Genomic DNA, 21649 nt, shown 5'->3' with positions numbered 1-21649 from the left:
CGCTGTTCGTGATCGCGGGCGCGGCCCTGCTGCTGCCGGTCGACGCCGACAGCGCCCTGTGGCAGCTGGCCCTGCCGTGCTTCGTGATGGGCATCGGCTTCGGGTACGTCGCCAGCCCGGGCGTCATCGTCGCGCAGTCCAGCGTCGGGTGGGAGCACCGCGGCGTGGCCACCGGCACCAACATGTTCGCCAGGTCGATGGGCAGCGCGGTCGGTGTCGCGGCGTTCGGCGCGATCGTCAACAGCCGGGTGGCCGGCAGTGCGCCCGCAGGCCAGCCGCTCGACCTCGAGCACCTGTCGGCCGGTGTGCTGGCGCCCGCGATCCACGCCGTCTTCGTCTGCTCCGCCGTGGTGGCCCTAGCGCTGCTGCTGTCCGGGCTGCTCATGCCGCGCGACGCAGGCGACGTCGAGATGCAGGACGCCTAGACCCCGTAGGTCGCCCCGTCGCTGCGCGGGTCGGCGCCCGCGTCCAGCGTGCCATCCGGATGCAGGGTGCACACCATCGCGTGGCCGACCTCCTCGTCGAGGTCGGTTCCTCGGCGGAAGGCAAGCCCGGCACGCTCGAGGTCGCCCAGCGCTTCGTCGCCGAGGCCGGGCTCGGCATGCACGCCGTACGTCCCGTCGCGATCCAGCGGAGCCAGGACGAACCGCGGCGCGGACACCGCCTCGTTCGCGGTGGCCCCGGCGAGGCGCTGTCGCAGCACCTGGGCGTGGATCTGGGGTTGCTGCCGCCCGCCCATCGTGGCGTGGGCCGCCACCCAACCGTCGGCGTGCTCGACGATGAGCGGCATCAGCGTGTGCGCCGGACGCTTGCCCGGCGCGAGGGAGTTGGGACCCGGGTCGCTCGAGAACCCGGCAGCGCGGTTGTGGAAGGTGATGCCGGTCGCGGGGTCGTGCAGGCGCGAGCCGAAGGAGTGGAACAGGGACTGGACGAGGGAGACCGCGGTGCCGTCCGCCCCGACGGCCGTCACGGCCGCCGTGTCGCCGTCGCGCCGCGGTGCCGGGGGCACCGTGTGGGGTGTGGTCGGCGCGTCGAGACGCTCCATGACAGCCGCGACGTCGCGCTCGACCTGGGCCGGGTCGATCAGCTCGGCTCCCGTGGCCGACATGTGGTCGGGATCCGCCAGCTCGGCTTCGCGCCGGGCGGTCGTGCGCAGGAACAGCTCGAGCAGGACCCGGTCGTCGATCACGACCCCCCGCCAGATGAGGCGGTCTGCGGCGAGCATCGTGACGAGGAAGAGGTAGCCCTGGGAGTTGGGCGGGACGGTGCTGAGTCGACAGTTGGCAGCCTCCGCCGTGAGCACGTCCGCCAGGGCCGGAGTGTGCCGGCGCAGGTCGTCGCGGGTGACCGGCGCGCCCAGGTCCTGCAACGCCGCCGACACCTCGTCGCCGAGACGTCCCGCATAGAAGCTGCGCAGGCCGTCCTCGGCGAGCCTCGAGAGGGAGCGTGCGAGCGCCTCCTGGCGGAGGACCACGCCGGCCGTCAGGCGCCGACCCTCGGCGTCGGTGACGAGACCACGAAGTCCGGGGTCACTGTCGGTGTCGAGGTCGACCGCAGCCATCGCAGCTGCGAGCCGCTCGGTCACGGGCACCCCGTTGGCGGCGAGGCGGATGGCCGGCTCCAGGAGACGGGCCACTGGGAGCGTCCCACCGAGCTCGTGGAGGGCCTCCCAGCCCGACACCATCCCCGGCACGGTGATCGAGCCAGGTCCACTGACCGGCACCGTCCCTTCGCCCGGTCGGCCTCCGGTCCCGTACCTCCCGCTCGCGTTGACGCTCGTCATCGAGCCGTCCGGCCGGCGGACGACGGCGATCAGGTCGCCTCCGATCGCGCACTGGTGGGGGTAGACCACGGTCAGCGCCATCGCGGCAGCGAGCGCGGCGTCCACCGCGCCACCGCCTGCTTCGACCGCCTCGCGGGCAGCGTCGACCGCCAGGTGGTGGGGGGCCGCGACGGCGACGTTCGCGGGTTTGTCAGGCACGAGGTGACGCTACTGCGCCGAAGTCGTGCGTCGTCTCGTCCGTCACCCCCGCAGTCTTGCCCATATTTGCGAACGCCGGACACGGCCTGGATGGGGCTCTTACGCTCAAGGCCCCTCGACCACCCCCCGTCGACCTCTCGCTAGGACCGCGATGACCCAGATGTTGCATGCCCACACGCGCGCCACGCCGCGACGTGCCCGATCCATCAAGAAGATCCTCATCGGCGCGCTGACGGTGACGCTGGCCGCAGGGACCGCCGCCCTGGCGTCCGCGAGCCCAACCGCGGCCGCGGCACCCACGCAGGCGTACGGCGTGATCGCCACCATCCCCATGGGTGCCGGCGTGGGTGACGGGATGGGCATCGACACCGCCAACCAGTCGCTCTACGTCTCCCGAGGCAGTGCGAACGTCGTGTCGGTCGTCGACCTGGCCACCAACACCATCAAGACGACCATCGCAGTGCCAGGGCCTGGCCGGATCGCGGTCGACTCGAGCACCCACCGCGCCTACGTCGTGGGCAGCGGGAACACGGTGGCGGTCATCGACACCACCACCAACACGGTCGTCGGTTCCCTGACCGGGCTGGTCAACCCGATCGGCATCGCAGTCGACCCCACGACCCATCGGGTGTACGTCGCCAATTACGACAGCGAGGTCGTCTCGGTGTTCGACACCACCACGACTCCCGCCACCCGCACGAACACCGGGTATGCCGGTAGCCGCCCGTGGGCCGTGGACGTCGACCCGACGACGAACAAGGCGTACGTGGCCACCCTGTTCGGTGGCACCCTCGCCGTGGTCACGGGGACCAGTATCACCAAGCAGATCGGTGGGTTCGCCGGCCCCATCCAGGTCGCCGTCGACCCGGTCGGCGACCGGGCCTATGTCGTCAACAACAATGCCGAGGTGGTGTCGGTGGTCAACACGGCCACCGAGACCAACATCGGCACCTTCTCCGCCGGGAGCGGACCCTCCGACATGGAGGTCAACCCGGGCACCGGCACCGGGTTCGTCACCAACCGCAACAGCGACAACGTGTCGGTGATCGACCTGAGCGACAACTCCGTCGACGGCACCGTCGCGGTCGGTGACTTCCCGGTGTCGGTCGAGGTCGATCCGACCACCAACCGCGCGTACGTCGCGAGCGGCGACAACAATCTCACGGTGATCGCGCTGCTCACCACGCAGGAGATCACCTTCACCTCGCTCCAGCCGGCCGAGCCGGTCGTCGGCACGACGTACACGGCGACTGCCACCGGTGGGGGCTCGGGCAATCCCGTGACCTTCAGCACCGCCAGCACCGCGTGCACCGTGACGCCCGAAGGCGTGGTGACCTTCGAGCACGTCGGCGAGTGCAAGGTCGATGCGGACCAGGCCGGCAACAACAGCTACTTCGCCGCCCCGACCGTGAGCCAGACCATGACCGTCGGGAAGGCCCCTCAGGCCATCACCTTCACCTCCCAGCCGCCGTCGCCCGCAGTGGTGAGCGGGAGCTACACCGTCGAGACCACTGGTGGTGGTTCCGGGCAGCCGGTCACCCTCTCGATCGACGAGGCGACGACCAACGACGCCTGCTCGCTGGTCGGTGACGTGGTCAGCTTCGATCACGCCGGAAGCTGCGTGATCGAGGCAGATCAGCTCGGCAGCCCCGACTACGACGGCGCTCCGCCGGCGTACCAGCAGGTCGACGTCGTCCGTGAGACGACCACCGCCGTGGTGACGCTGTCGAACAGCAACGTCGTCTACGGCCAACCGGCGACGGCCACGGTCCGGGTGGGCGACGTCCGGGACGGCTCGGTGCAGTTCACCCTCGACGGCTCTCCGATCGGCGAACCCGTCGTCACGGCCGCAGACGGCACCGCCACCAGCTCCGAGCTGACTCGCTCCACGCTCGCGGTCGGCTCCCACCCCGTCGGAGCGGTCTTCACGCCCACCGACACCAACCGCTATGCCACCTCCAGCGCCACCCCCGTGACGCTGACGGTCAGCAAGGCAGCGACCACCTCCACGGTGAAGGTCACCGGCAACGTCGTCACCGCGGGCGTAGCTCCGGTCGCACCCGGCGCCGGCGACCCCTCCGGCACCGTGCGGTTCTACGTCGGCGGATCCGAGGTCGGGAGCGCGAGCCTCTCGGGAGGTACGGCGACCCTGACCTACGAGGTTCCTGCCGGCAGCACCCGCGAGGTCTCGGCGGTCTACGCCGGCGATGCCTCCTTCTCCGGCTCCTCAGCGTCCACCGCTCGTCGTGACCCGACGATCACCGCAACGGTGTCGAGCAGCAAGGCTCGTCAGAACGGGTGGTACGCCGCCCCGGTGACCGTCACCTTCTCCTGCACCGAGTCCGGCGCACCACTGACCGAGGCCTGCCCGGGCCCGGTCACCCTGTCCGCCAACGCGGCCGGCCAGTCGGTCACTCGCACGATCATGGCGACCGACGGTGGTGCTGCCACCGCGACGGTGAGCGTCGACATCGACGCCGTCCGGCCCACGGTGCGACTGACGAAGGTCCGGGCCGGGGCGACGTACTTCGCCCACGGGCCCGTCGCCGGTTGTCGCGCGACCGATCGCCTCTCCGGGGTCGCCACCTGCAAGGTGACTCGCAAGACCCAGGGCCACCGGGTGATCTACCGGGCTGTGGCGACCGATCAGGCAGGCAACACCAGCACCACTCGCCTGGTCGCCCGGACGACCGACCTGTCCATCCGCGGCGCGGCCATGGAGAAGGGCCACTTCGTGGTCCACCGTGGCCGTACCTACACGGTGCTGGTCAAGTCGGCGACGCGTCCCAGCTATGTCTTCGCCGCGTACACGCCGCAACGCCCAGCCGGCGGCGGCGTCCCCTTCAAGCGCATCGGCAAGGACACCTGGGCCCTCGGCGTGACCTTCGAGCACGCCATGCGCCACCACACCTGGTGGAACATCGGCGTCCGCGTCGGGCCACGCATGATCGTCACGACCGTGAAGGTCGTGCGCTGACCGTCGACTAGCAACGCAACCGCCCCTGTCTCGCTTCGATGCGGGTCAGGGGCGGTGGTGCGTCCGGGTCAGCGGACCTGGCTCAGAGCAGGCGACCGCAGTTGGGCCACGGGGAGCGGCCTCGCGAGGTGTAGAGCAGCTTGGCGCGGTAGGTCTGCTCCTCGGCGGATGCGTGGTGCGGCATACCGGACCCACCGACGCTGTTCCAGGTCCCGACGCTGAACTGGTAGAGGCCGTAGTAGCCGGCCGGGTTGACGGCGCGGGGGTTGCCCCCGGACTCGCACCGCGCGAGGGCGGCCCAGTTGAGGCCGTCGGCTCCTGGGACTGACCACGGCTCGCGACCGACGAGGACCCTGCGGGACCGGGGCTCACGGACGACCTTGCGAGCCACGACGCGGAACGTCACCGGCTCACCGTTGTGGAGGGTTCGTACGGCGACGACCTGCCGGACACCGGGGCGGCCCTCGCGGACCACCTTGCGGCGACCGGGAGCGAGCTCGGTGGTGGGGACCTCGACCGTTCCGGCGGGGACCTTTGCGGTGCGCGTCTTGCGCTGCTTCTCGACGTCGACCAAGCGAACGGTGTCGCCGTCGCGGACCCGCTTGGCGCTCGCGTCGACGACCAGCCGACCGTCCCGGACGACCTTGACCAGGTCGTTGCCGTCGACCGGGACGCCGGCGCGCTTGACCAGGCGGGTGGGCCAGACGCGCGGGGCGACGGCGATCTCGACGGGGGGCTGGGTGGCGACCTTCAGCCGGACGGACACGGGAGAGGCGGCGTCGGAGTAGTTCTCGGTCGCCTCCTGCGCGCTGGCAGCCCCGGGGGCGAGGGTGAGCGCCAGGACGGCCGCTGTGGTGCCCGCGGCGAGCTGACGGAAACGGGCTGGGAGAACGCTGGTGGTTGCTGGGCGCACGCGCAAAGGACCTCACGTAGTTCGGGGCGCCGTCGGGGGCGCTCGGACGCGACAGCCACGGGGGTGGACCGTCGAGGCCGCAGGGTGCAACGCCTCACATGGGGTAGGCGCCTCTCGGGGAGGGCACACCAACGACCCCTTCACCACAACATGAGGTCGGCGCCGAAGTCGAATCGGGCCCAGCCGTATTGGGCGTCGAGGGATGGCGCTTCCCCCAGTCCCCGTGTCAGTCACGTGCCTAGACAGGCGTCCTCGGCCCATATCAACAGTGCGTGACACATCGCCGATCCAGCCTGCTGCCGACATCGGCCTGGTCCTTGGGGACGGGTGGGCTCGTTGAGCCAGTCGTGGGGCGTGACCATGTCTCACCTAGCCGCGAATACCCGCGCCTCAGAGTGACTGAAGGAACTGGATCAACCCCGGGAAGTAGTGCTGAGGGTCGTCGAACTGCGCGAGGTGGCTGCCGTCCGGGCAGTGCAGGTAGCGCCCCTGCGGGAGCTGCTCCGACATCCATCGCATGTGCTCGGGATCCATGGTGTCGTGGGCGGCGCCGATGACCAGCGTCGGCACGTCGATGTCCGCCAGGTCGCCGGAGCGGTCCCAGGTCTCCAGGGTGCCGCTCATCCCGAGCTCGCTGGGGCCTTGCATCGGCACGTAGATCGCGGGGTTGATGTGCGCGAAGCACCGGTTGACCGGGTCGGGCCACTCCCCCACTGGCAGTCGGCAGACGTGCAGTGCGTAGTGGTGCTCCGTCAGCAGCTGCTCGTAGCGCGGGTCGTGGGTGGTGCCTTCGGCCTCGAACCGCTTGATCTCGGCCAGCACGTCCTGGTCCATCGCCGGCATCAGGACGTCGGTGGCGTACTGGTTGTAGAGCGGCGAGCTCGACATCATGTTCGAGATCACCAGGCCCTTCAGCTTGTCCGGGTGGCGCACGGCGTACTCCATCGCCAACAGTCCGCCCCACGACTGCCCAAGAAGCACCAGGTTGCTGCTGTCCAGCTCAAGCGCCTGTCGGACCTGCTCCACCTCGTCGACGAACCGGTCGAGGTCCCACAACTGCGGGGCGTCGGGCTGGTCGCTGCGGAAGGACCCGAGCTGGTCGTAGTAGTAGTACTCGATACCGGCCGCGGGGAACCACGCGTCGAAGGACTCGTACTGCTCGCCACTTGCCCCCGGGCCGCCGTGGAGCAACAGCACCTTCAGGTCCGGGTTCGTGCCGACCCGCTTGGTCCACACGCGGAACTCGCCGACCGGCGTGCTGATGGGCACCAGGCGTGAGCCGCCGGAGATGGCGTCGCGCGGGTCCCACGATGACGTGTCGAAGTACGAGGCCGGTGAAGAGTCCATGGTCGCAACCTACTCCGGTGCGGTTCCGCGGATCGCGGGCGCCGCACCCCCTTGCCGGGCCGCTGTGCCTACGCTGCCCTGGTGGCGGAGCTCGACGGGATCTGGTGGTCGACCACGGGTGATGGACCCGTGGTGGTGGTACCACGCCTCAACATCGACTGGACTGCGGTGGACCTGTCGGCGATACGGGATCGGTTCCGGATGGTGACAGTGGCACCGCGAGGCTTCGGCCCGAGCGCTCGACCCGGCTCATATGCCGGAGAGGGATTCGCCCGCGACATCGAGCGGGTGCTGAACCACCTTGATGTCGAGTCCTACGCAGCGTTCGGATACTCCATGAGCGGGGTGATGGCCGCTCAACTAGCAGTAGGCGACCCACGGGTCACAGCCGTCGCCTGCGGCGGGTTTCCGCTCACCGCCGACCTCAGCCGGATGGGGCACCGGGTGCGCGCTCGCAACGCAGAGGCACGTCGAGACCCGGACACGTGGACCGAGGTGGTCGCGGCCTTCGACCCGGACGCCGAAGTCGCGTTCTGGGACGCTGTGGGGCGCCTGCCTCGTGCGTCCCTGGCCGAGCTTCCGTGTCCTGTGCGCGCGTGGTGGGGCGAGCTGGACGACAACCTTGCCTCGCTCATGTCGCCCCACGAGCTGCAACGAGACCTCAACGCACGCCATGTCGCGTACGACGTGGTGCCCGCGCTCGACCACGATGGAATGCTGCACCGTCTCGGCCTCGTGCTGCCGAGCATCGCTTCCTGTCTCGAGATCGATTCAGCGAGAAGCGCGGCTCAGCCTCGTGAATGCAGCCCCGGCGGTCACCCACGAACGTCAGGCCGCCCGTCGAACAGGGGCAGTCCGGCCCGTATCCAACCCTCGACGCCATCGATCACGTCAGTCGCGTCCACGCCCAACCGACGAAGGTCCGCTGCAGCGAACGACGAGCTGTATCCCTGTCGACAGATCACGATGACTGACGGCCTGGCGCGCGCTTCGGGGATGCAGTGTTCGCTGGTGGGGTCCAACCGCCACTCCAGCACGGTGCGGTCGATGACCACGACACCTGGCAGGTCACCCTGACACTCTCGTTGGGAATCAGTCCTGGTGTCCACGAGCAAGGCGCCAGCCTCCTGCGCGCCGCGCGCCTCAACTGGCCCGAGTCGGGACAACCCCGTCCGCGCCCGCGCAAGAGCGGCGCCAACCCGACTTTGGTCCAGGCTCAACGCAATGGTCATGCGGCCCTCCTCACTGGTACACCGCTCGTACCCCGGGAGGGCCTGCCGAATGCCTGCCACTCGGGCCTCGGTCCCTAGGCTGTTCCCATGTTCAAGCGGCGCTCGCGACCCCGGCCCCAGCTGGTGCGCACCGACGCCGAGTGGCAGACGAGCCTGGGACCAGAGGCCTATCGTGTGCTCCGCCGGTCGGGTACGGAGTCCCCGGGGAGCAGCCAATATGCGCACCTGCCAGCTGATGCAGACGGCGTCTACCGGTGCGCGGTCTCGGACTCGGCGACGCGCGATGCTGTGCTGGTTCGCACCGACTTCAAGCTGCTGTTTCCGCGCCGCGAGGCCAGGTGTGCGCGCTGCGGCGGCCACCTGGGGCACGTCTTCGCCGACGGTCCCGTGCCCACCGGCCAGCGTTGGTGCATCAACGGCGCTGCGCTCACGCTCGACGAAGGTTTGCCGGAACCGACCGATCCGCACGTGCAGTCAGCGCACGAAGCCGTCGAGCTCCAACGACTCCTTGGCCTGCCCCTCGTCGGTCATCTCCTCACTGGCCAACGTGGCGTCCACCTCGAGCTCGAGGACCGGGGTCGGGTCGCACGAGGCCCGGGTGACACTCACCGTGCCGGTGCTGCCCGAGCCGCTGACAACCTCGTTGCCGTCCGGGGCGCCCTCCGTGTCGGCGATGAAAACGGTCAGGGAAGTGACTCCGAGGAACCGTCAGCGTTCTCGATGGGCAGCGTGAACGTGCGCGGCTGCTGGAGCTTCTTCACGTCGGCCTCGATGAGCACGAAGGGCTGGACCACCTGCTCCCCCTCGATGAGGATCGGGCTGGAGAGGTAGACCCGGCTCAGGTTCCCTCCACCGGCTCCGCCACCCGCTGGAGCGGGCGGGTCACAGCTGACCGTCACGACACCCTCACGACCATCGTCCGAGCCACCCATCGACACTGCGGCGTCGCCACCGACCGCGGCTGCGGCGACCGCGGTGCCAGCAGCGGCACCGAGCCGACGGCGCCGACGTCGTGCACCTATGCGCTTCTCGACCCGGTTGAGCGCGTCCTGCGGCGGGCGCAGGGCGGAGTCGAGCCGCTCGTACCCGTCCTTGATCTGTTCCTCGGTCATCGCGTCATCCCTCTCGTGTGGTCAGCAGTCCGCGGCCGCGTGCGTGCTCGCGCAGGCGCTCGGTGCCTCGGGACAGGTGGCTCTTGACGGATCCCTCCGAGCCGCTCATCCGCTCGGCGATCCCCCGCACGTCGAGGTCCTCGACGTGCCGAAGGGCCAGCGCCGTGCGCTGGCGTGGGGACAGGCTGGACAGCGCCTCGACGAGCCACGGGGCCATGCCGTCCAGATCCTCGACGGGCGCGGCCACCTCCGGCCCGGCTGTGGAGCGCGGCAGCTCCCGGCGCAGCCGGCGGATGCGGTCGATGTTGAGCCGGACCATCACCGTGCGGGCATAGGCCGCCGGTGTGTCGTACGTCGTCCGCTCCCATCGCTCGCCCATTCGCGCCAACGTCTCCTGGGTGAGGTCCCAGGCTCTCGTCGAGTCGTCCACCCGGCCCCTTTCCTGTCGCAACCATCTCCCCGTCGCCCTCTTGACGAGGAGCCGCCCGAGAACGTTGAGGGCAGCCCCGAACGAAGCCGTCCTCGTGCGCGCCGAATGGTTCAGAGTTGGTGTCGTTGAGCCCAGAGTGCTGCCTGGGTGCGGTCGTTGACACCGATGCGTTGGAACACCGAGGTGAGATGGGCCTTGACGGTGCGTTCGGTGATGCCGAGCCGCGTGGCGATCTGCTTGTTGAGCAGGCCGTCGACGACCAGGAGGAGGACCTGCTTCTCCCGGGGGGACAGCTCGACATGGTCGGAGTCCGTGCGTGAGCGAAGCAGCAGCCGGGCAGCCTTGGGGTCGAGCGGTGACTCGCCGCGCGCCACGGCGCGGATGCCGTCGAGCAGGTCACGCGGCTCGGCGTCCTTGAGCAGGTAGCCCACCGCCCCGGCGTCGATGGCAGCGACGATCCGGCTGGCGTCGGAGAAGGACGTCAGCACCAGCACCTCGGCGCCGAGCTCTTCGTCCACGATCCGGCGGGTGGCTTCCACGCCGTCGACACCAGGCATCTGCAGATCCATCAGGACGACGTCCGGACGGTGCTCGCGCACCAGGTCGATGGCGCTTTGACCATCAGCCGCCACCCCCACCACGGTGAGGTCGTCGGCGTTCTCGATCAGTCCGCTCAGGCCACGGCGCACCACCGCGTGGTCGTCGACGATCACCACACGAGTGACGGGGCCGTCCCGACCGGCGCTGGGCGGGTCGGTCATGACGCCGGAACCTCGAGGCGGACAGTCGCGCCAGACCCCGGTGTCGAGGTCACGACCAGGGTCCCGCCGGCGTCGCGGACGAGGCTGTTGAGGCCGCGGAGCCCGAGGTGCCCTGCCGACTGCGCAGCGGCGGGGTCGAACCCGGTGCCGTCATCGACCACTTCAAGAATCAGGTGATCGGCCTCGCGGCGTACGGTCACCGACATCCGCTCGGCGCGGGCGTGGCGAGCGACGTTGCGAACCGCCTCCTGAGCGACCCGCCAGACGAGGGCAACTGCAGTCTCCGAGGCCTCGTCCTCACCTGTGACGTCGAGGTCGACCTGAGTGCCGGTCGAGACCACGGGCGCGACCAGGTCGGTGAGCGCCGCAGCGAGGCCCTCGGTGTGCAGGTCAGGGGGATAGATCTCCACCAGCAGCGACCGCAGCGCACGCATGCTCGCGCGGAGCGATCGGCTGACCTCCTCCAGCTCGTCAGCCATCGGTGCGTCCACGCCGGCCCGCGATGAGATGGTCGACAGCGCGTACGACGAGCCGGCCAGGTCCTGCACCACGCCGTCGTGCAGGTCCCGCGCGATCCGGACCCGCTCGGCGTCAGAGGCCTGGATGGCGGACTGCAGCAGCACCTCACGTTCCTGGCCCGACCGGGCGACCCTGCGGGTCAGCAGCAGCATCAGCGGAGTGGTGATGAGTACGAGCGCCAGCAGTGCCCCGACGGTGATGGGACGGAACCGGTCGAGCACCTGTGCGCGCTGCGCCTCGATCTCGGCGGCCGAGTAGTAGGCCTCGAAGAGCAGGGGTTGTCCCTCGGGGGACTCGATCCGGGTGTAGACCTCAAGCACCCCGCCCAGATCGCTCTCGAAGCGGTTCTCGGGCCGGTCGGCGTCCGAGATCTCCGCGTCGATGCCGCCGTCGTCCAGGATCTCCAGCTCGTCGTCCCCCAGCGGATAGCTGCTCGCGACGAGCTCCGTCTGGTCGCTGTAGAGGACGGTTCCGTCCTCATCCCAGATCTTGATGCGGAGGACGTCCTCGACCAACAACTTGTCGAGCACCCGGCGGTCGAGCTGGTCGATGGCGGCAGCGTCACCGGACACCAGACCGGGCGGGATCGCCGGTTCAGCCACGGATTGCGCCAGGACCCGGGTGAGCGCCTGGGCGTCCTTGATGGCCTCGTCGTCGGCAGCGTCACGACTGAGCCTGCTCGTCACCAGGATGACGAGGACCAGCGTCACGAACCCCGCGGCCAAGAACTGCGCCACGGGGTTCCTGAGCAGGCTCACGATCAGTAGTTGATCATGCCCTGGCACACCTGTCCGGCGTGCACGGCACGGAAGCCGACCCGGTCGGTGCCGGCCAGGTCGACGATCGTGCGTTCGATGCTGAACGAGCCGCTCCGCCCGAAGGTCTGGGCCGCTCCTCGTGCGGACACAGATCCGTTGTGGGTGATCGTCCAGGTCCACCGCTGTCCGGTCCGGTTGCTGTCGATCTCGCCCTCTACCTCGAGCCGCCCGTCGTCGGTCTTCACCTTGAGCTTCCAGTCGGCGGCACCGTTGCATTGACCAGTGATGATCACGCGGTCATCGCCATCACCGCCACCGCCACCGCTGCCACTGCCGCCGCCGTCGTCGTCGCCGTGACTTGCCAGCGCGGGTGCAGCCGCGCCCAGAACGGTGAGCAAGGTCGCGGCCGTCAGGGACGAGAGGGATCGCTTCGAGTGAGTCATTGTTTCCTCCTAGGGTTGATGAGACCACCCTGCTCGGAACCATGCCCTCTGCGTCAGTTGTCCGATGGTGCTAGCACCCTCACAGTTCAAGGAGGCGTGGAATCCCGTCGTGTGAATGAGCTTGGCGGGGACGCCGCCGACGATGGCGTTGGCCCGCTCAGATCGTCGAGGTGTCGATGACGAAGCGGTAGCGGACATCAGAGGCCAGGACGCGTTCGTAGGCTTCGTTGACCTGATCGGCGGTAATGACCTCGACCTCGGACGCGATGGCGTGCTCGGCGCAGAAGTCCAGCATCTCCTGCGTCAGGGCGATGCCCCCGATCATCGAGCCGGCGAACGAGCGGCGTGCCCCGATCAGGGACATGGCGTCGACCTGGAAAGGCTCCGGCGGGGCGCCGACATTGACCAAGGTGCCGTCGACGGCGAGCAGCCCGAGGTAGGCGTTCACGTCGATGCCCGCGCTGACGGTGTTGATGATCAGGTCGAAGCTGCTTTCGAGTGCCTCGAAGGTGTCGGGGTCGGACGTGGCGTAGTAGTGGTCAGCGCCGAGACGTAGTCCGTCTTCCTGCTTCTTCAGCGACTGGGAGAGCACGGTGACCTGGGCCCCGAGAGCGTGGGCGATCTTGACGGCCATGTGACCCAGGCCGCCGAGACCGACGACTGCGACCCTCGTGCCCGGTCCGGCGTCCCAGTGCTTGAGCGGGGTGTACGTCGTGATGCCGGCACACAGCAGCGGAGCGGCGGCGGCGGCATCCAGGCCTTCGGGGATCGAGAGGACGAAGTCGGCGTCGACCACGACGTCGGTGGAGTAACCACCCTGGGTGGTCGTGCCGTCGCGGTCGGTCGCGGCGTAGGTGCCGACCATGCCGTTGAGGCAGTACTGCTCGTCGCCGCGCAGGCAGTTGGCACACTCGCGGCACGCGTTGACCATGCAGCCCACGCCGACGCGGTCGCCGACCTTGTGGGTGGTGACCTCGCTGCCGACCTCGGTGACAGTCCCGACGATCTCGTGACCGGGAACGAGCGGGAACGGTTGAGGTCCCCAGTCGCCGTTGACGGTGTGGATGTCGGAGTGGCAGATGCCGGCGTACTCGATGCCGATCAGGACGTCGTTCGTTCCGACGGCTCGGCGTTCGATGGTGGTGGGGGCGAGCGGGGCACCTGCCTGGGGTGCGGCGTAGGCGTTGACCTTCATAGGGGTTCTCCTGTTGGTGGTGAGAATGGAGGTGTGGTCCGGGCGCGACTGCACAGCGGACTGTTGGTGCGCTGCGCCGCGGCTCGGCTACTGGTGCTTGGCGTGCTTGAGCTTGTCGGCGAGGAGCCGCGCCTCACGCGAGATGAGCTCGGCTCGTTCTTCGTCTCCCGCGTCGACGGCGTGCCAGTAGTCGATCTTGATGCGGACGTAGCGCTGACGGAGCGCGAGCTGCTGGGCCTCGGCGGCAAGCCGCTGCTGCTGCGCCGTGAGCAGCTGGACCTGGTCCTGGGCGGCCCCTGGACCGAGCTGCCCGTTGGCGACGTACTGCCGCATGTCGCCCACGGACATCCCCGTCGCGGCCAGACAGGCGATCCACATCAGCTGGTCGAGGTCGGACTCGTCGTACACCCGGTGCTTGCTGCTCGCCCCACGGGCGATCGGTGCGATCACGCCGATCGACTCGTAGTAGCGCAACGTGCTCGCCGGCAGGCCGGTCAGCGCTGCCGCCTCCTTGATCGTGTACTCGCGCTCTGAGGTTCCTACGTCCATGTCTACGACCGTAGGAACTTCACGTACTTGAGGTCAAAGGCCGATCACAACGCCCTTGCGCGCAGCATCCTCAGCACCTCTTCGGAACGCTCGGTGAGCCCGCTGACCACCACCGGCGCGCATTGGGTGGCCCCCATCTCACGCGCACGCCGCACCCACTCCTCGTCGATGGCGAACACCGGGAAGAGGACCTTGGAGAGCGTCAGGGCCGGGATCATCCCGCCTTCATGGAGGGTGGGCAGCACCTTGAGATAGCGCTCGGCGTACGGCGCAAGCACATCTTCCTGGCCGGGCTGCCAGAAGGCTGCCGCCAGCGGACCTGACGTCTCGATGGGAACGGTACGTTCCACCATCGCGGTCCATGCCTCCTCCTTCAGCTCGGCGAAGGGTGAGCTGGCTCGCGCGCAGAGCGCCCGGACCCAGGCGTCGGGATCGAGGTCGCGCTCCTGCAGGGCTTGGAGAGCGTGGGTCTCCACCTCGCCGAGCTCGGCCCTGCGTTGCAGGACGTACCACTGCAGGTCGAGGTCGTCGCCGGCCTGCCCGCGCACGCTGGCGAGGTGGTCGTCGCCTGTCGCCGTACGCGCAAGCACGCGCAGCGCCGAGTGCCTCGACACCCCTGCGTCCACCATGCGCTGCGCCGTGTCGCCCACCTGCGCCTCCAGGCCGGCCCGTTCGGACTCGGGAGCCCACAGCTGTGCGGCGGTGAGGGCGAGCGTCAAGCACGGCTCCGCGACCGTCTCGACCGTCTCGACCGACAACACGTCGGTGAGCGCGCCCACGGCCTCGGCGGCCGTCGCCTCGGCGTTCGAGAGCATGTCCCACACGGTGGCCATTGCCACGGCGCGGATCAGCGTCGTCGGCAGACCGGAGGGTCGACCGACCAGGATCTCCCGTCCGGCCGCGTCGGGGCGAGTGGTGGCGAAGGTGGTGTCGTCGTGGTTCACGAGGTAGAGGTCCGCCTGGGGCAGTCCCTCGACGGCGGTGCGCTCACCGTCCACCTCCACCAGGACCGAGCCCACCTCCTCCAGCTTTTCTCCGGCGCGGCGGTAGGCGCCCACGCCCACCACCTGCGGGTGTGGGGCACCATGCGCGCCGACGGCCGTGAGCACCAGCCCGTCGTCGGTGTGCTCGATGCCCAGCCGGTCGACGCCGGCGGTCTCCAGCCAGGCGGTGCGCCACGGCTGGAGGTCGCGACCGCTCGCCTGCTCGAGGGAGGTGACGAGGTCGTCGAGGGTGGTGTTGCCCCAGGCGTGCTCGGCGAAGTAGGCCCTCATGCCCACGCAGAAGGTGTCCTCGCCGACGAAGTGCATCAGCTGCTTCAGGACCGCCGCACGCTTGGGGTAGGTGATGGCGTCGAAGATCGACTCGGCGTCGGCGACGCTGGGCACGGCCTGACGGATCGGGTGCGAGCTGGGGCCCTGATCGGCGAGGTAGGCGCGGAGCTTGTCGACGACGAGGTTGTTGGCAGCCGTGTCGCCGTACGCCGTGGCCCGCTCGGCCGCCCACATGCAGGCGAACTCGGCGAAGGCCTCGTTGAGCCACAGGTCGTCCCACCAGCGCATCGTGACGATGTTGCCGAACCACATGTGCGCCATCTCGTGGAGCAGCACGTTGGTGAACAGCTGCCACTCGCTGACGGTGGGCTCGTGGCGGCGCAGGATGTCGTCGGCCCAGGTGACGCACCCGTAGTTCTCCATCGCCCCGCCGAACTCGGGCAGGAACACCTGGTCGTACGAGCGCTGCGGAAACCGCATGCCGAAGCGCTCGCCGAAGAATGCGAGCCCCTGTGCGGTGATCGTGAACAGCTGTTCGGCGTCGCGCTCGAGTGCGGGGGCCAGGGTCTGGCGGGCGTACAGGCCGAGCTCGTAGCCGTCGACCTCCCGACGCACCTCCACGAACGGCCCGGCCACCACCACGGGGTTGTAGGTGGAGAGCGGGGGCGTGGGAGCGAACGTCCACCGGCGGCCACCCTCCACGCCCTCGATGACGGGGTCGCCCGAGTTGCTGACGACGGTCCAGGTCGCGGGCGCGGTGAAGGTGTGGGGTGCCTTGAGATCGGGCTGGTCGAAGCAGGCTTACGCGTAGCGCGCCTCGTCGGGCTCGAAGGTGGTCCAGAGGTAGACGTTGTCGTCGCCGGGGTCGACCGCGCGGTGGACCCCGCGCCCGTGCGCGGTATCACTCTGCACGGTGGCGACCACCAGCTCGTTCTCCTCGGCGAGATCGGCGAGCGCGATCCGCCCTTCCTCCGCAGCCGGCAACGGCTTGCCGTTCAGCGTGGCCGAGACCACCTCTGCACAGCAGTCGACGAACGTCGACGCCCCGGCAGTCCCGGCGAACCGCACCGTGCTCACCGCCCGGAAGGCCGGACCGTCGACCAGGTCGGTGAGGTCGATGTCGATGTCGTAGGAGCTGACCGACATCAGGGAGGCACGTTCGAGGGCCTCCTCCTGTCGAAGACTGCGGACGGCCACGGGCGTGATCCTCACTCAGGGGGCTGCGGAAGCCGTCCGAGACGAGCGACCGGTGCAGCCTAGGACGCGGGTGTGTGCGACGCGGCACGGCCGGGGCTGTGTGGTTGCCGCTGGTGAGAACGCGTGATGCGATCGACTAGCAGTCTCCGTCGAGGATGGCGTCGGCGATGGCCTCCTCGAGCACTGGGGGGTGCGTTGGCGAAAATACTTCGGCACGCGATGTCGAAGGCGCAGGATGTCGTTCGACGTACGGGTGAGTCAGCCACCGAGCAGCGGTGGTGCCGAAGCTTGAGGAGCAGAGCAATGCCACGGTTCATGGGATTTGTCAGGATGCAAGAAGACATCGGCGCGCCGCCCCAGGCGTTGATGGACGCGATGGACGCCTACATCGGCGACCAAGCGCAGGGAGGCCACTTCCTCGACGGGGGCGGCCTGTACGGCACCGAGGACGCGATCAACTTCGTCGTCCGCAAGGGCGACACGACTCGGGTGGACGGTCCGTATGCAGAGGCCAAGGAGGTCGTCGGTGGGTGGGCCCTGCTCCAGTTCGACAGCGTCGAGGAGGCCGTCGCCGGACAGCTGGAGTTCGCCGAGCTGCACGCGAAGTACTGGCCCGAGTGCGAGATGGTCGCCACCTTGCGCCAGATCTCGGAAGCGCCGTCCGAGGCGACCGAGGCCTGAGGTCTCACCAGGTTGAGGCCGTGCGGCCGGCCCTAGGCTGGCCGCATGGCCCGGACCACGCGCGAGACCATCACCGCCACCTGGCGTGAGGAGTCCGCGCGGCTGGTCGGAGCACTGGCGCGCATGACCCGCGACCTCGACCTCGCCGAGGACCTGGCCCAGGACGCGCTGGTCAGCGCACTGGAGCAGTGGCCCACGCATGGCATCCCCGACAACCCCGGCGCCTGGTTGATGACAGTTGCCAAGCGCCGAGCCGTCGACAGCTTCCGACGCGCCGACAACCTGCGTCACAGGACCGAAGAGCTGGGCCGCGGCCTGAGGGAGGAGGACCCGATGTCCGACCTCACCTCGCAGGTGGACTTCATCGAGGACGACGTCCTGCGACTGATCTTCCTGTCCTGTCACCCGAGGCTGACCGCCGAGTCGCGGGCGGCGTTGACGCTTCGCCTGGTCGGGGGTCTGACGACCGCGGAGATCGCCCGTGGCTTCCTGGTGGGCGAGACCGCCATAGGTCAGCGGATATCTCGGGCGAAGAAGACGCTCAGCGAGGTCGGGGTCGACTTCGAGCTCCCTACGGGTGCCGAGCGCATCGAGCGGCTCGACGACGTGCTGGCCGTCGTCTACCTGATCTTCAACGAGGGTTACACCGCGACCGCGGGCAGCGACTGGATGAGGCCCGAGCTGACGAACGAGGCGATCCGCCTGTCCAGGATGCTTGCTGAGCTGATCCCGGACGATCCTGAGGTGCACGGTCTGCAGGCGCTGCTGGAGCTGCAGGCGTCGCGCGCCTCAGCCCGCGTCGACGCCGAGGGCACGCCGGTGCTGCTCGACGACCAGGACCGCAACTTGTGGGACGAGCTGCTCATCCGCCGCGGCCTGGCCGCGTTGCAGCGGGCGGAGAGCCTCGCCGGACGGGGGAAGTCCGTCGGTCGCTACTACCTCCAGGGCGCGATCGCCTCCCACCACGCCCGCGCTGCCAGCGCGGCGGAAACCGACTGGCATGCCATCGCCAGGCTCTACGACGTGCTCGCCGAAGCGGCCGCCGGTCCCATCGTGGAGGTCAACCGGGCCGTCGCCCACGGTCGGGCATTCGGCGCGAGCGCAGGACTCGCGATCCTCGATCGTCTCCCGGTCGGCGCACTCGTCGGCTCCCACCTCCTGCCCAGCGTCCGCGCTGACCTGCTCGTGCGCGCAGGTCGTCATGTCGAAGCAGCTGCGGCGTTCCGCGAGGCAGCGTCGCTCACCGCCAACGATCGCGAGCAGTCGTTGCTGCTGGGTCGAGCGGCAGATTCGCAGCTTGCAGCCCCCGAATCTCCGTGACCTGTCCCGTACCTACGGGCACAGCAGCGCCTGGCGGATTGAGTCCCGCGCCCCAGGGGTGACACCGACGGACACCGGCGCGCCTGACGCAAGGATTTCCGGCGCTCGGCCCTTCCCACTGGACAAACCGGGGGTTACGTTCGCCCTCCACCTGTCCAGAGGGGCTCTCCTCCATGCGTGATTCTCGGGTGCGCGGTTCGCCGCGCTCAGCACCATCAGCTCAGTGCGCGGCGATCGGGAGGACCACGCCACCGGCGGCCTGAAGGTTGCGCTCGGCATGTGGCTGAGCGCCGCGCCGGTGATGAGCGTCGCCGCGGGCCGCCAGGACGCCTCGCTCCGGGTGCCGGTCGCGGCCTACGCGACGATCCTCTGCGCGATGTTTGCCAGCTCCCGGAGCCTCGACCCGTCCTTGATTCGTTCGTCATGGCGACCTACACGGCGGGCCAGGGCCTGATCGCGGCCGGAGTCGCGAGCGCGACGAATCATTGAGCCGCGGGCGGGCCAGCCTGCCCCGCGGAGCATCTCACTGCGCGGGGTGAGCAGGCGGAGTCCGCGCGACGCCGAGGTGGTGCGCCATGGCCTCGCCCAGCGAGACGGTGTCCACAGCGACGGTCACGATCCTCGCGCCCTCTGCGGCGAAGCGGGCGGCGTCGTCGCCGTTGTAGGCGTGCACTCCGATCGGCACTCCGGCGGCAACGGCACGGGCAATGATCGCGGACAGCACTCCGCGCAGCTCGCCCGAGCGGCCCTCGCCGGTCAGGTCCAAGGACAAGGAGAGGTCCCCCGGCCCCACGTAGATCCCGTCCAGCCCCGGCACGCCCAGGATCGCGTCGAGGTCCTCGAGGGCGGTCGCGGTCTCGACCATGACGATGACCAGCGGCTCATCGGCTCCGCCGGACAGGCGCCCGATCGACCGCCCACCGGCGGGGGCGTACTGCGTGGCGGCCACGATCTCGCGTGCGTGCTCGGCATTGCGCACGTTCGGCACGATGACTCCGCCGGCACCGAGGTCGAGGGGCCGGCCGACGTCGGCGAACAACGAGCTGCGGGTCCTGACCAGCGGCACCGCGCCCGCCGCCCTGATCGCCGCGGCGACGCCAGGTACGTCCGCCTCCGTCGCGGCGCCGTGCTGCAGGTCGACGACGACGTAGTCCGCCCCTGTCCGTGCGAGCATCTCGGCGCTCACGACGCCCGGCAGCAGGCTCCACAGCCCATGGCACGGCTCCCCCGCGGACCACCGCTGTCGCACATCAGACTCGTTCATCGGGCCACCCTAGGTCGCTGTACGCACCGGGCCTTGCTCCTGTCTGACATTCCTGTATAGGCATATGTTTCCTCCATGGCACGAGCGGCAACGACGTCAGACGTCTTCAACGCGATCGCCGAGCCGCAGCGCAGGCAGATCCTGGTGCTGCTGCGAGCCGGGGAACGACCGGTGACGGAGCTGGCACAGGAGCTCGGCATGACCCAGCCGGGGACCTCCAAGCATCTCCGGGTGCTCCGGGAGGTCGGACTGGTGCGGGACCGCGAGGCAGGCAAGCAGCGGCTGTATGGCCTGAACGCCGATGGGCTGCGACCGATCCACGAGTGGACCGGCGGGTTAGAGCAGTTCTGGAACGACAGCCGCGACCGCTTGGACCGGTATGTGCAGGACCTCAACGACTCACAACAGGAGGAGTGACCATGGCATCGACCCAGCGGGACGCACCGGCTCAGTCAGCGACGGCCGACCGAGAGATCGTCATCACCCGGGTCATCAACGCCCCCCGCGAGCTGGTGTTCGACGCGTTCACCGCGGTCCGGCACCTGGCGCAGTGGTGGGGGCCAGAAGGCTTCACCACCACCACGCGGGCCTTCGAGTTCCACGTCGGTGAGGCGTGGGACTTCGTCATGCACGGACCCGACGGGACGGACTACCAGGAGTGGATCACCTGGACCGAGATCACCACACCCACGCGGATCGCCATGTTGCACGGCGAGTCCATCAATGACCCGAACGCCTTCGAGTCGACCCTGACGTTCGCGGCTGACGGCGCGGCGACCCTCATCGAGATGCGCACGGTGTTCCCCAGCAACGAGCTTCGCGACGAGGCAGTCGAGAAGTACCACGCGATCGAGGGTGGCCAACAGACGCTCGGCAACCTGGCGGCGTACGTCGCTGAAACCGCGCAGGCGGGGACAAAGTCCTGACGATCTGGGCATGGGTTCGTCCAATGCTCCAACGAGGACCACAATGGCGATCGTGACCAAGTTTCTCGACCACGACGCGGCCCTGATCGTGATGGCCGACAAGATGGCTGAGCTCAAGCCGCGCCTCCGGGGCCAGATCCACGCGTGGTCGATCCCCGTGGTGGCGGCCGGCGGGGTCGTGCTGATCGTGCTGTCACCGTCAGTCGCTACGAAGGTCGGCTCGGGGGTCTTCATCGCCTCCGCGCTGCTGTTGTTCGGTGTCTCGGCGACCTACCACCGCGGCACCTGGCAACCGGCCGTGTGGGCGCTGCTGCGCCGGCTCGACCACTCGAACATCTTCATCCTCATCGCCGGCACCTACACCGCCTTCGCCATGCTGTTGCTCGACGGGTCGGCTCGCGTCTGGCTGCTCACCGGCATCTGGGGCGGGGCCCTGCTCGGAGTGCTGTTCCGGGTCTTCTGGACCAACGCACCGCGGTGGCTCTACACCCCGATCTACATCGGCCTCGGTTGGTTCGCCGTCTTCTTCATCCCCGACTTCATCGACGGCGCCGAGCGTCTGAGCACGCCGGTCGCGGTCTCGACACTGAGCCTGGTCGTGGCCGGCGGCGTGCTCTACACCCTCGGCGGAGTGGTCTATGCGCTGAAGAAGCCCAACCCCAAGCCGGAGTGGTTCGGCTTCCACGAGGTGTTCCACACCTTCACGATCCTGGCCTTCGTCGCGCACTACGTCGGCGTCTCGCTGGCGACCTACGCGCTTCGATGAGCAG

At 69.2% G+C, this 21649-nt stretch carries 21 protein-coding genes and 4 pseudogenes; 10 read left to right on the top strand and 15 right to left on the bottom strand.

Annotated elements, in window-relative coordinates; translation table 11 throughout:
- A pseudogene (locus JWN68_RS11925) lies at positions 1-425 on the top strand (MFS transporter); the annotation flags it as partial.
- Here JWN68_RS11925 and JWN68_RS11920 read toward each other — a convergent pair.
- Positions 422-1981, bottom strand: a complete 1560-nt coding sequence (locus JWN68_RS11920) for a gamma-glutamyltransferase (protein WP_297739009.1) — start codon at positions 1979-1981, stop codon at positions 422-424. The pseudogene JWN68_RS11925 and the gene JWN68_RS11920 sit on opposite strands and share 4 nt — an antisense overlap.
- A gap of 151 nt (positions 1982-2132) precedes the next feature.
- Between JWN68_RS11920 and JWN68_RS11915 the strand changes: the two genes are divergently transcribed.
- The gene (locus tag JWN68_RS11915) at positions 2133-4958 is read left to right on the top strand and encodes an Ig-like domain repeat protein (RefSeq protein ID WP_297739006.1); all 2826 of its coding nucleotides are present in this window, start codon (positions 2133-2135) and stop codon (positions 4956-4958) included.
- 82 nt (positions 4959-5040) lie between these two features.
- Here JWN68_RS11915 and JWN68_RS11910 read toward each other — a convergent pair whose 3' ends face one another.
- Together JWN68_RS11910 and JWN68_RS11905 are read right to left on the bottom strand one after the other, a co-directional pair.
- Positions 5041-5871, bottom strand: coding sequence for a resuscitation-promoting factor (locus tag JWN68_RS11910; protein WP_297739003.1), 831 nt, complete (start codon positions 5869-5871; stop codon positions 5041-5043).
- Between the two features lie 390 nt (positions 5872-6261).
- Entirely contained in the window at positions 6262-7218 is a 957-nt protein-coding gene (locus JWN68_RS11905) for a proline iminopeptidase-family hydrolase (RefSeq protein WP_297739000.1), read from the bottom strand.
- Positions 7219-7299: 81 nt separating this feature from the next.
- Here JWN68_RS11905 and JWN68_RS19340 point away from each other — a divergent pair.
- Positions 7300-7605, top strand: a pseudogene (locus tag JWN68_RS19340) (alpha/beta fold hydrolase); the annotation flags it as partial.
- Between the two features lie 428 nt (positions 7606-8033).
- On the opposite strand, the gene JWN68_RS19335 reads toward JWN68_RS19340, so the two are convergent.
- Positions 8034-8450 (bottom strand): rhodanese-like domain-containing protein, encoded by a 417-nt coding sequence (locus JWN68_RS19335; RefSeq protein WP_366519797.1) that lies wholly within the window; start codon positions 8448-8450, stop codon positions 8034-8036.
- 87 nt (positions 8451-8537) lie between these two features.
- On the opposite strand from JWN68_RS19335, the pseudogene JWN68_RS19330 reads away from it, so the two are divergent.
- A pseudogene (locus JWN68_RS19330) lies at positions 8538-8873 on the top strand (peptide-methionine (R)-S-oxide reductase); the annotation flags it as partial.
- A 51-nt stretch (positions 8874-8924) separates the two neighbouring features.
- Here the strand turns inward: JWN68_RS19330 and JWN68_RS11900 are convergent.
- The 10 genes and pseudogenes from JWN68_RS11900 to JWN68_RS11855 form a co-directional block, all read right to left on the bottom strand.
- A complete protein-coding gene (locus JWN68_RS11900) occupies positions 8925-9059 on the bottom strand; it encodes a hypothetical protein (protein ID WP_297738997.1) in 135 nt (44 codons plus the stop codon).
- A 74-nt stretch (positions 9060-9133) separates the two neighbouring features.
- Positions 9134-9562 (bottom strand): hypothetical protein, encoded by a 429-nt coding sequence (locus JWN68_RS11895; RefSeq protein ID WP_297738994.1) that lies wholly within the window; start codon positions 9560-9562, stop codon positions 9134-9136.
- A 4-nt stretch (positions 9563-9566) separates the two neighbouring features.
- The gene (locus tag JWN68_RS11890) at positions 9567-9992 is read right to left on the bottom strand and encodes a sigma-70 family RNA polymerase sigma factor (protein ID WP_297738991.1); all 426 of its coding nucleotides are present in this window, start codon (positions 9990-9992) and stop codon (positions 9567-9569) included.
- A gap of 110 nt (positions 9993-10102) precedes the next feature.
- Positions 10103-10753, bottom strand: a complete 651-nt coding sequence (locus JWN68_RS11885) for a response regulator transcription factor (RefSeq protein ID WP_297738988.1) — start codon at positions 10751-10753, stop codon at positions 10103-10105.
- Complete coding sequence (locus tag JWN68_RS11880) at positions 10750-12030, bottom strand: sensor histidine kinase (RefSeq protein WP_297738985.1); 1281 nt, start codon at positions 12028-12030, stop codon at positions 10750-10752. Before JWN68_RS11880 ends, JWN68_RS11885 begins: the two co-directional genes overlap by 4 nt.
- 2 nt (positions 12031-12032) lie before the next feature.
- Positions 12033-12473: a hypothetical protein gene (locus JWN68_RS11875; RefSeq protein ID WP_297738982.1), complete on the bottom strand. Its 441-nt coding sequence runs from the start codon at positions 12471-12473 to the stop codon at positions 12033-12035.
- Positions 12474-12630: 157 nt separating this feature from the next.
- On the bottom strand, positions 12631-13668 hold the full coding sequence (locus JWN68_RS11870) for an NAD(P)-dependent alcohol dehydrogenase (RefSeq protein WP_297738979.1): 1038 nt from the start codon (positions 13666-13668) through the stop codon (positions 12631-12633).
- 87 nt (positions 13669-13755) lie between these two features.
- Positions 13756-14217: a MerR family transcriptional regulator gene (locus JWN68_RS11865; RefSeq protein ID WP_297738976.1), complete on the bottom strand. Its 462-nt coding sequence runs from the start codon at positions 14215-14217 to the stop codon at positions 13756-13758.
- 44 nt (positions 14218-14261) lie between these two features.
- Positions 14262-16280 (bottom strand): annotated as a pseudogene (pepN, locus tag JWN68_RS11860) (aminopeptidase N); the annotation flags it as partial.
- 12 nt (positions 16281-16292) lie between these two features.
- Positions 16293-16688 carry a hypothetical protein gene (locus JWN68_RS11855; RefSeq protein WP_297738973.1) on the bottom strand — a complete coding sequence of 132 codons (396 nt, stop codon included), beginning with the start codon at positions 16686-16688 and terminating at the stop codon, positions 16293-16295.
- A 330-nt stretch (positions 16689-17018) separates the two neighbouring features.
- Here JWN68_RS11855 and JWN68_RS11850 point away from each other — a divergent pair, with 330 nt between their 5' ends.
- From JWN68_RS11850 to JWN68_RS11840, 3 genes are all read left to right on the top strand, one after another.
- Positions 17019-17369 carry a YciI family protein gene (locus JWN68_RS11850; protein WP_297738972.1) on the top strand — a complete coding sequence of 117 codons (351 nt, stop codon included), beginning with the start codon at positions 17019-17021 and terminating at the stop codon, positions 17367-17369.
- 45 nt (positions 17370-17414) lie between these two features.
- Complete coding sequence (locus tag JWN68_RS11845; protein WP_297738969.1) at positions 17415-18689, top strand: sigma-70 family RNA polymerase sigma factor; 1275 nt, start codon at positions 17415-17417, stop codon at positions 18687-18689.
- Positions 18690-18912: 223 nt separating this feature from the next.
- Complete coding sequence (locus JWN68_RS11840; RefSeq protein ID WP_297738966.1) at positions 18913-19143, top strand: hypothetical protein; 231 nt, start codon at positions 18913-18915, stop codon at positions 19141-19143.
- A 69-nt stretch (positions 19144-19212) separates the two neighbouring features.
- Here JWN68_RS11840 and JWN68_RS11835 read toward each other — a convergent pair whose 3' ends face one another.
- Positions 19213-19953 carry an aldolase/citrate lyase family protein gene (locus tag JWN68_RS11835; protein WP_297738965.1) on the bottom strand — a complete coding sequence of 247 codons (741 nt, stop codon included), beginning with the start codon at positions 19951-19953 and terminating at the stop codon, positions 19213-19215.
- 75 nt (positions 19954-20028) lie between these two features.
- Here JWN68_RS11835 and JWN68_RS11830 point away from each other — a divergent pair, with 75 nt between their 5' ends.
- From JWN68_RS11830 to JWN68_RS11820, 3 genes are read left to right on the top strand one after another with little or no spacing between them, the layout of a single operon-like run.
- Positions 20029-20370: a metalloregulator ArsR/SmtB family transcription factor gene (locus JWN68_RS11830; RefSeq protein WP_297738963.1), complete on the top strand. Its 342-nt coding sequence runs from the start codon at positions 20029-20031 to the stop codon at positions 20368-20370.
- Positions 20371-20372: 2 nt separating this feature from the next.
- Positions 20373-20879, top strand: coding sequence for an SRPBCC family protein (locus JWN68_RS11825; RefSeq protein WP_297738959.1), 507 nt, complete (start codon positions 20373-20375; stop codon positions 20877-20879).
- A 52-nt stretch (positions 20880-20931) separates the two neighbouring features.
- Positions 20932-21645, top strand: coding sequence for a hemolysin III family protein (locus JWN68_RS11820; RefSeq protein WP_297738956.1), 714 nt, complete (start codon positions 20932-20934; stop codon positions 21643-21645).
- The last annotated feature ends 4 nt before the right edge of the window (positions 21646-21649 follow it).

Source organism: Nocardioides sp., assembly GCF_025964975.1.
GTDB lineage: Bacteria > Actinomycetota > Actinomycetes > Propionibacteriales > Nocardioidaceae > Nocardioides.
The sequence above is the reverse complement of the archived record's forward strand: the minus strand, read 5'-3'. Positions and strand labels throughout refer to the sequence as shown.

What these genes read in the sequence shown, in the direction of transcription:
- JWN68_RS11915 (WP_297739006.1), top strand. Translation starts at nt 2,133, where the DNA reads ATGACCCAGATGTTGCATGCCCACACGCGCGCCACGCCGCGACGTGCC.
- JWN68_RS11905 (WP_297739000.1), bottom strand. Translation starts at nt 7,218, where the DNA reads ATGGACTCTTCACCGGCCTCGTACTTCGACACGTCATCGTGGGACCCG.
- JWN68_RS19335 (WP_366519797.1), bottom strand. Translation starts at nt 8,450, where the DNA reads ATGACCATTGCGTTGAGCCTGGACCAAAGTCGGGTTGGCGCCGCTCTT.
- JWN68_RS11895 (WP_297738994.1), bottom strand. Translation starts at nt 9,562, where the DNA reads ATGACCGAGGAACAGATCAAGGACGGGTACGAGCGGCTCGACTCCGCC.
- JWN68_RS11885 (WP_297738988.1), bottom strand. Translation starts at nt 10,753, where the DNA reads ATGACCGACCCGCCCAGCGCCGGTCGGGACGGCCCCGTCACTCGTGTG.
- JWN68_RS11875 (WP_297738982.1), bottom strand. Translation starts at nt 12,473, where the DNA reads ATGACTCACTCGAAGCGATCCCTCTCGTCCCTGACGGCCGCGACCTTG.
- JWN68_RS11870 (WP_297738979.1), bottom strand. Translation starts at nt 13,668, where the DNA reads ATGAAGGTCAACGCCTACGCCGCACCCCAGGCAGGTGCCCCGCTCGCC.
- JWN68_RS11865 (WP_297738976.1), bottom strand. Translation starts at nt 14,217, where the DNA reads ATGGACGTAGGAACCTCAGAGCGCGAGTACACGATCAAGGAGGCGGCA.
- JWN68_RS11850 (WP_297738972.1), top strand. Translation starts at nt 17,019, where the DNA reads ATGCAAGAAGACATCGGCGCGCCGCCCCAGGCGTTGATGGACGCGATG.
- JWN68_RS11845 (WP_297738969.1), top strand. Translation starts at nt 17,415, where the DNA reads ATGGCCCGGACCACGCGCGAGACCATCACCGCCACCTGGCGTGAGGAG.
- JWN68_RS11835 (WP_297738965.1), bottom strand. Translation starts at nt 19,953, where the DNA reads ATGAACGAGTCTGATGTGCGACAGCGGTGGTCCGCGGGGGAGCCGTGC.
- JWN68_RS11830 (WP_297738963.1), top strand. Translation starts at nt 20,029, where the DNA reads ATGGCACGAGCGGCAACGACGTCAGACGTCTTCAACGCGATCGCCGAG.
- JWN68_RS11825 (WP_297738959.1), top strand. Translation starts at nt 20,373, where the DNA reads ATGGCATCGACCCAGCGGGACGCACCGGCTCAGTCAGCGACGGCCGAC.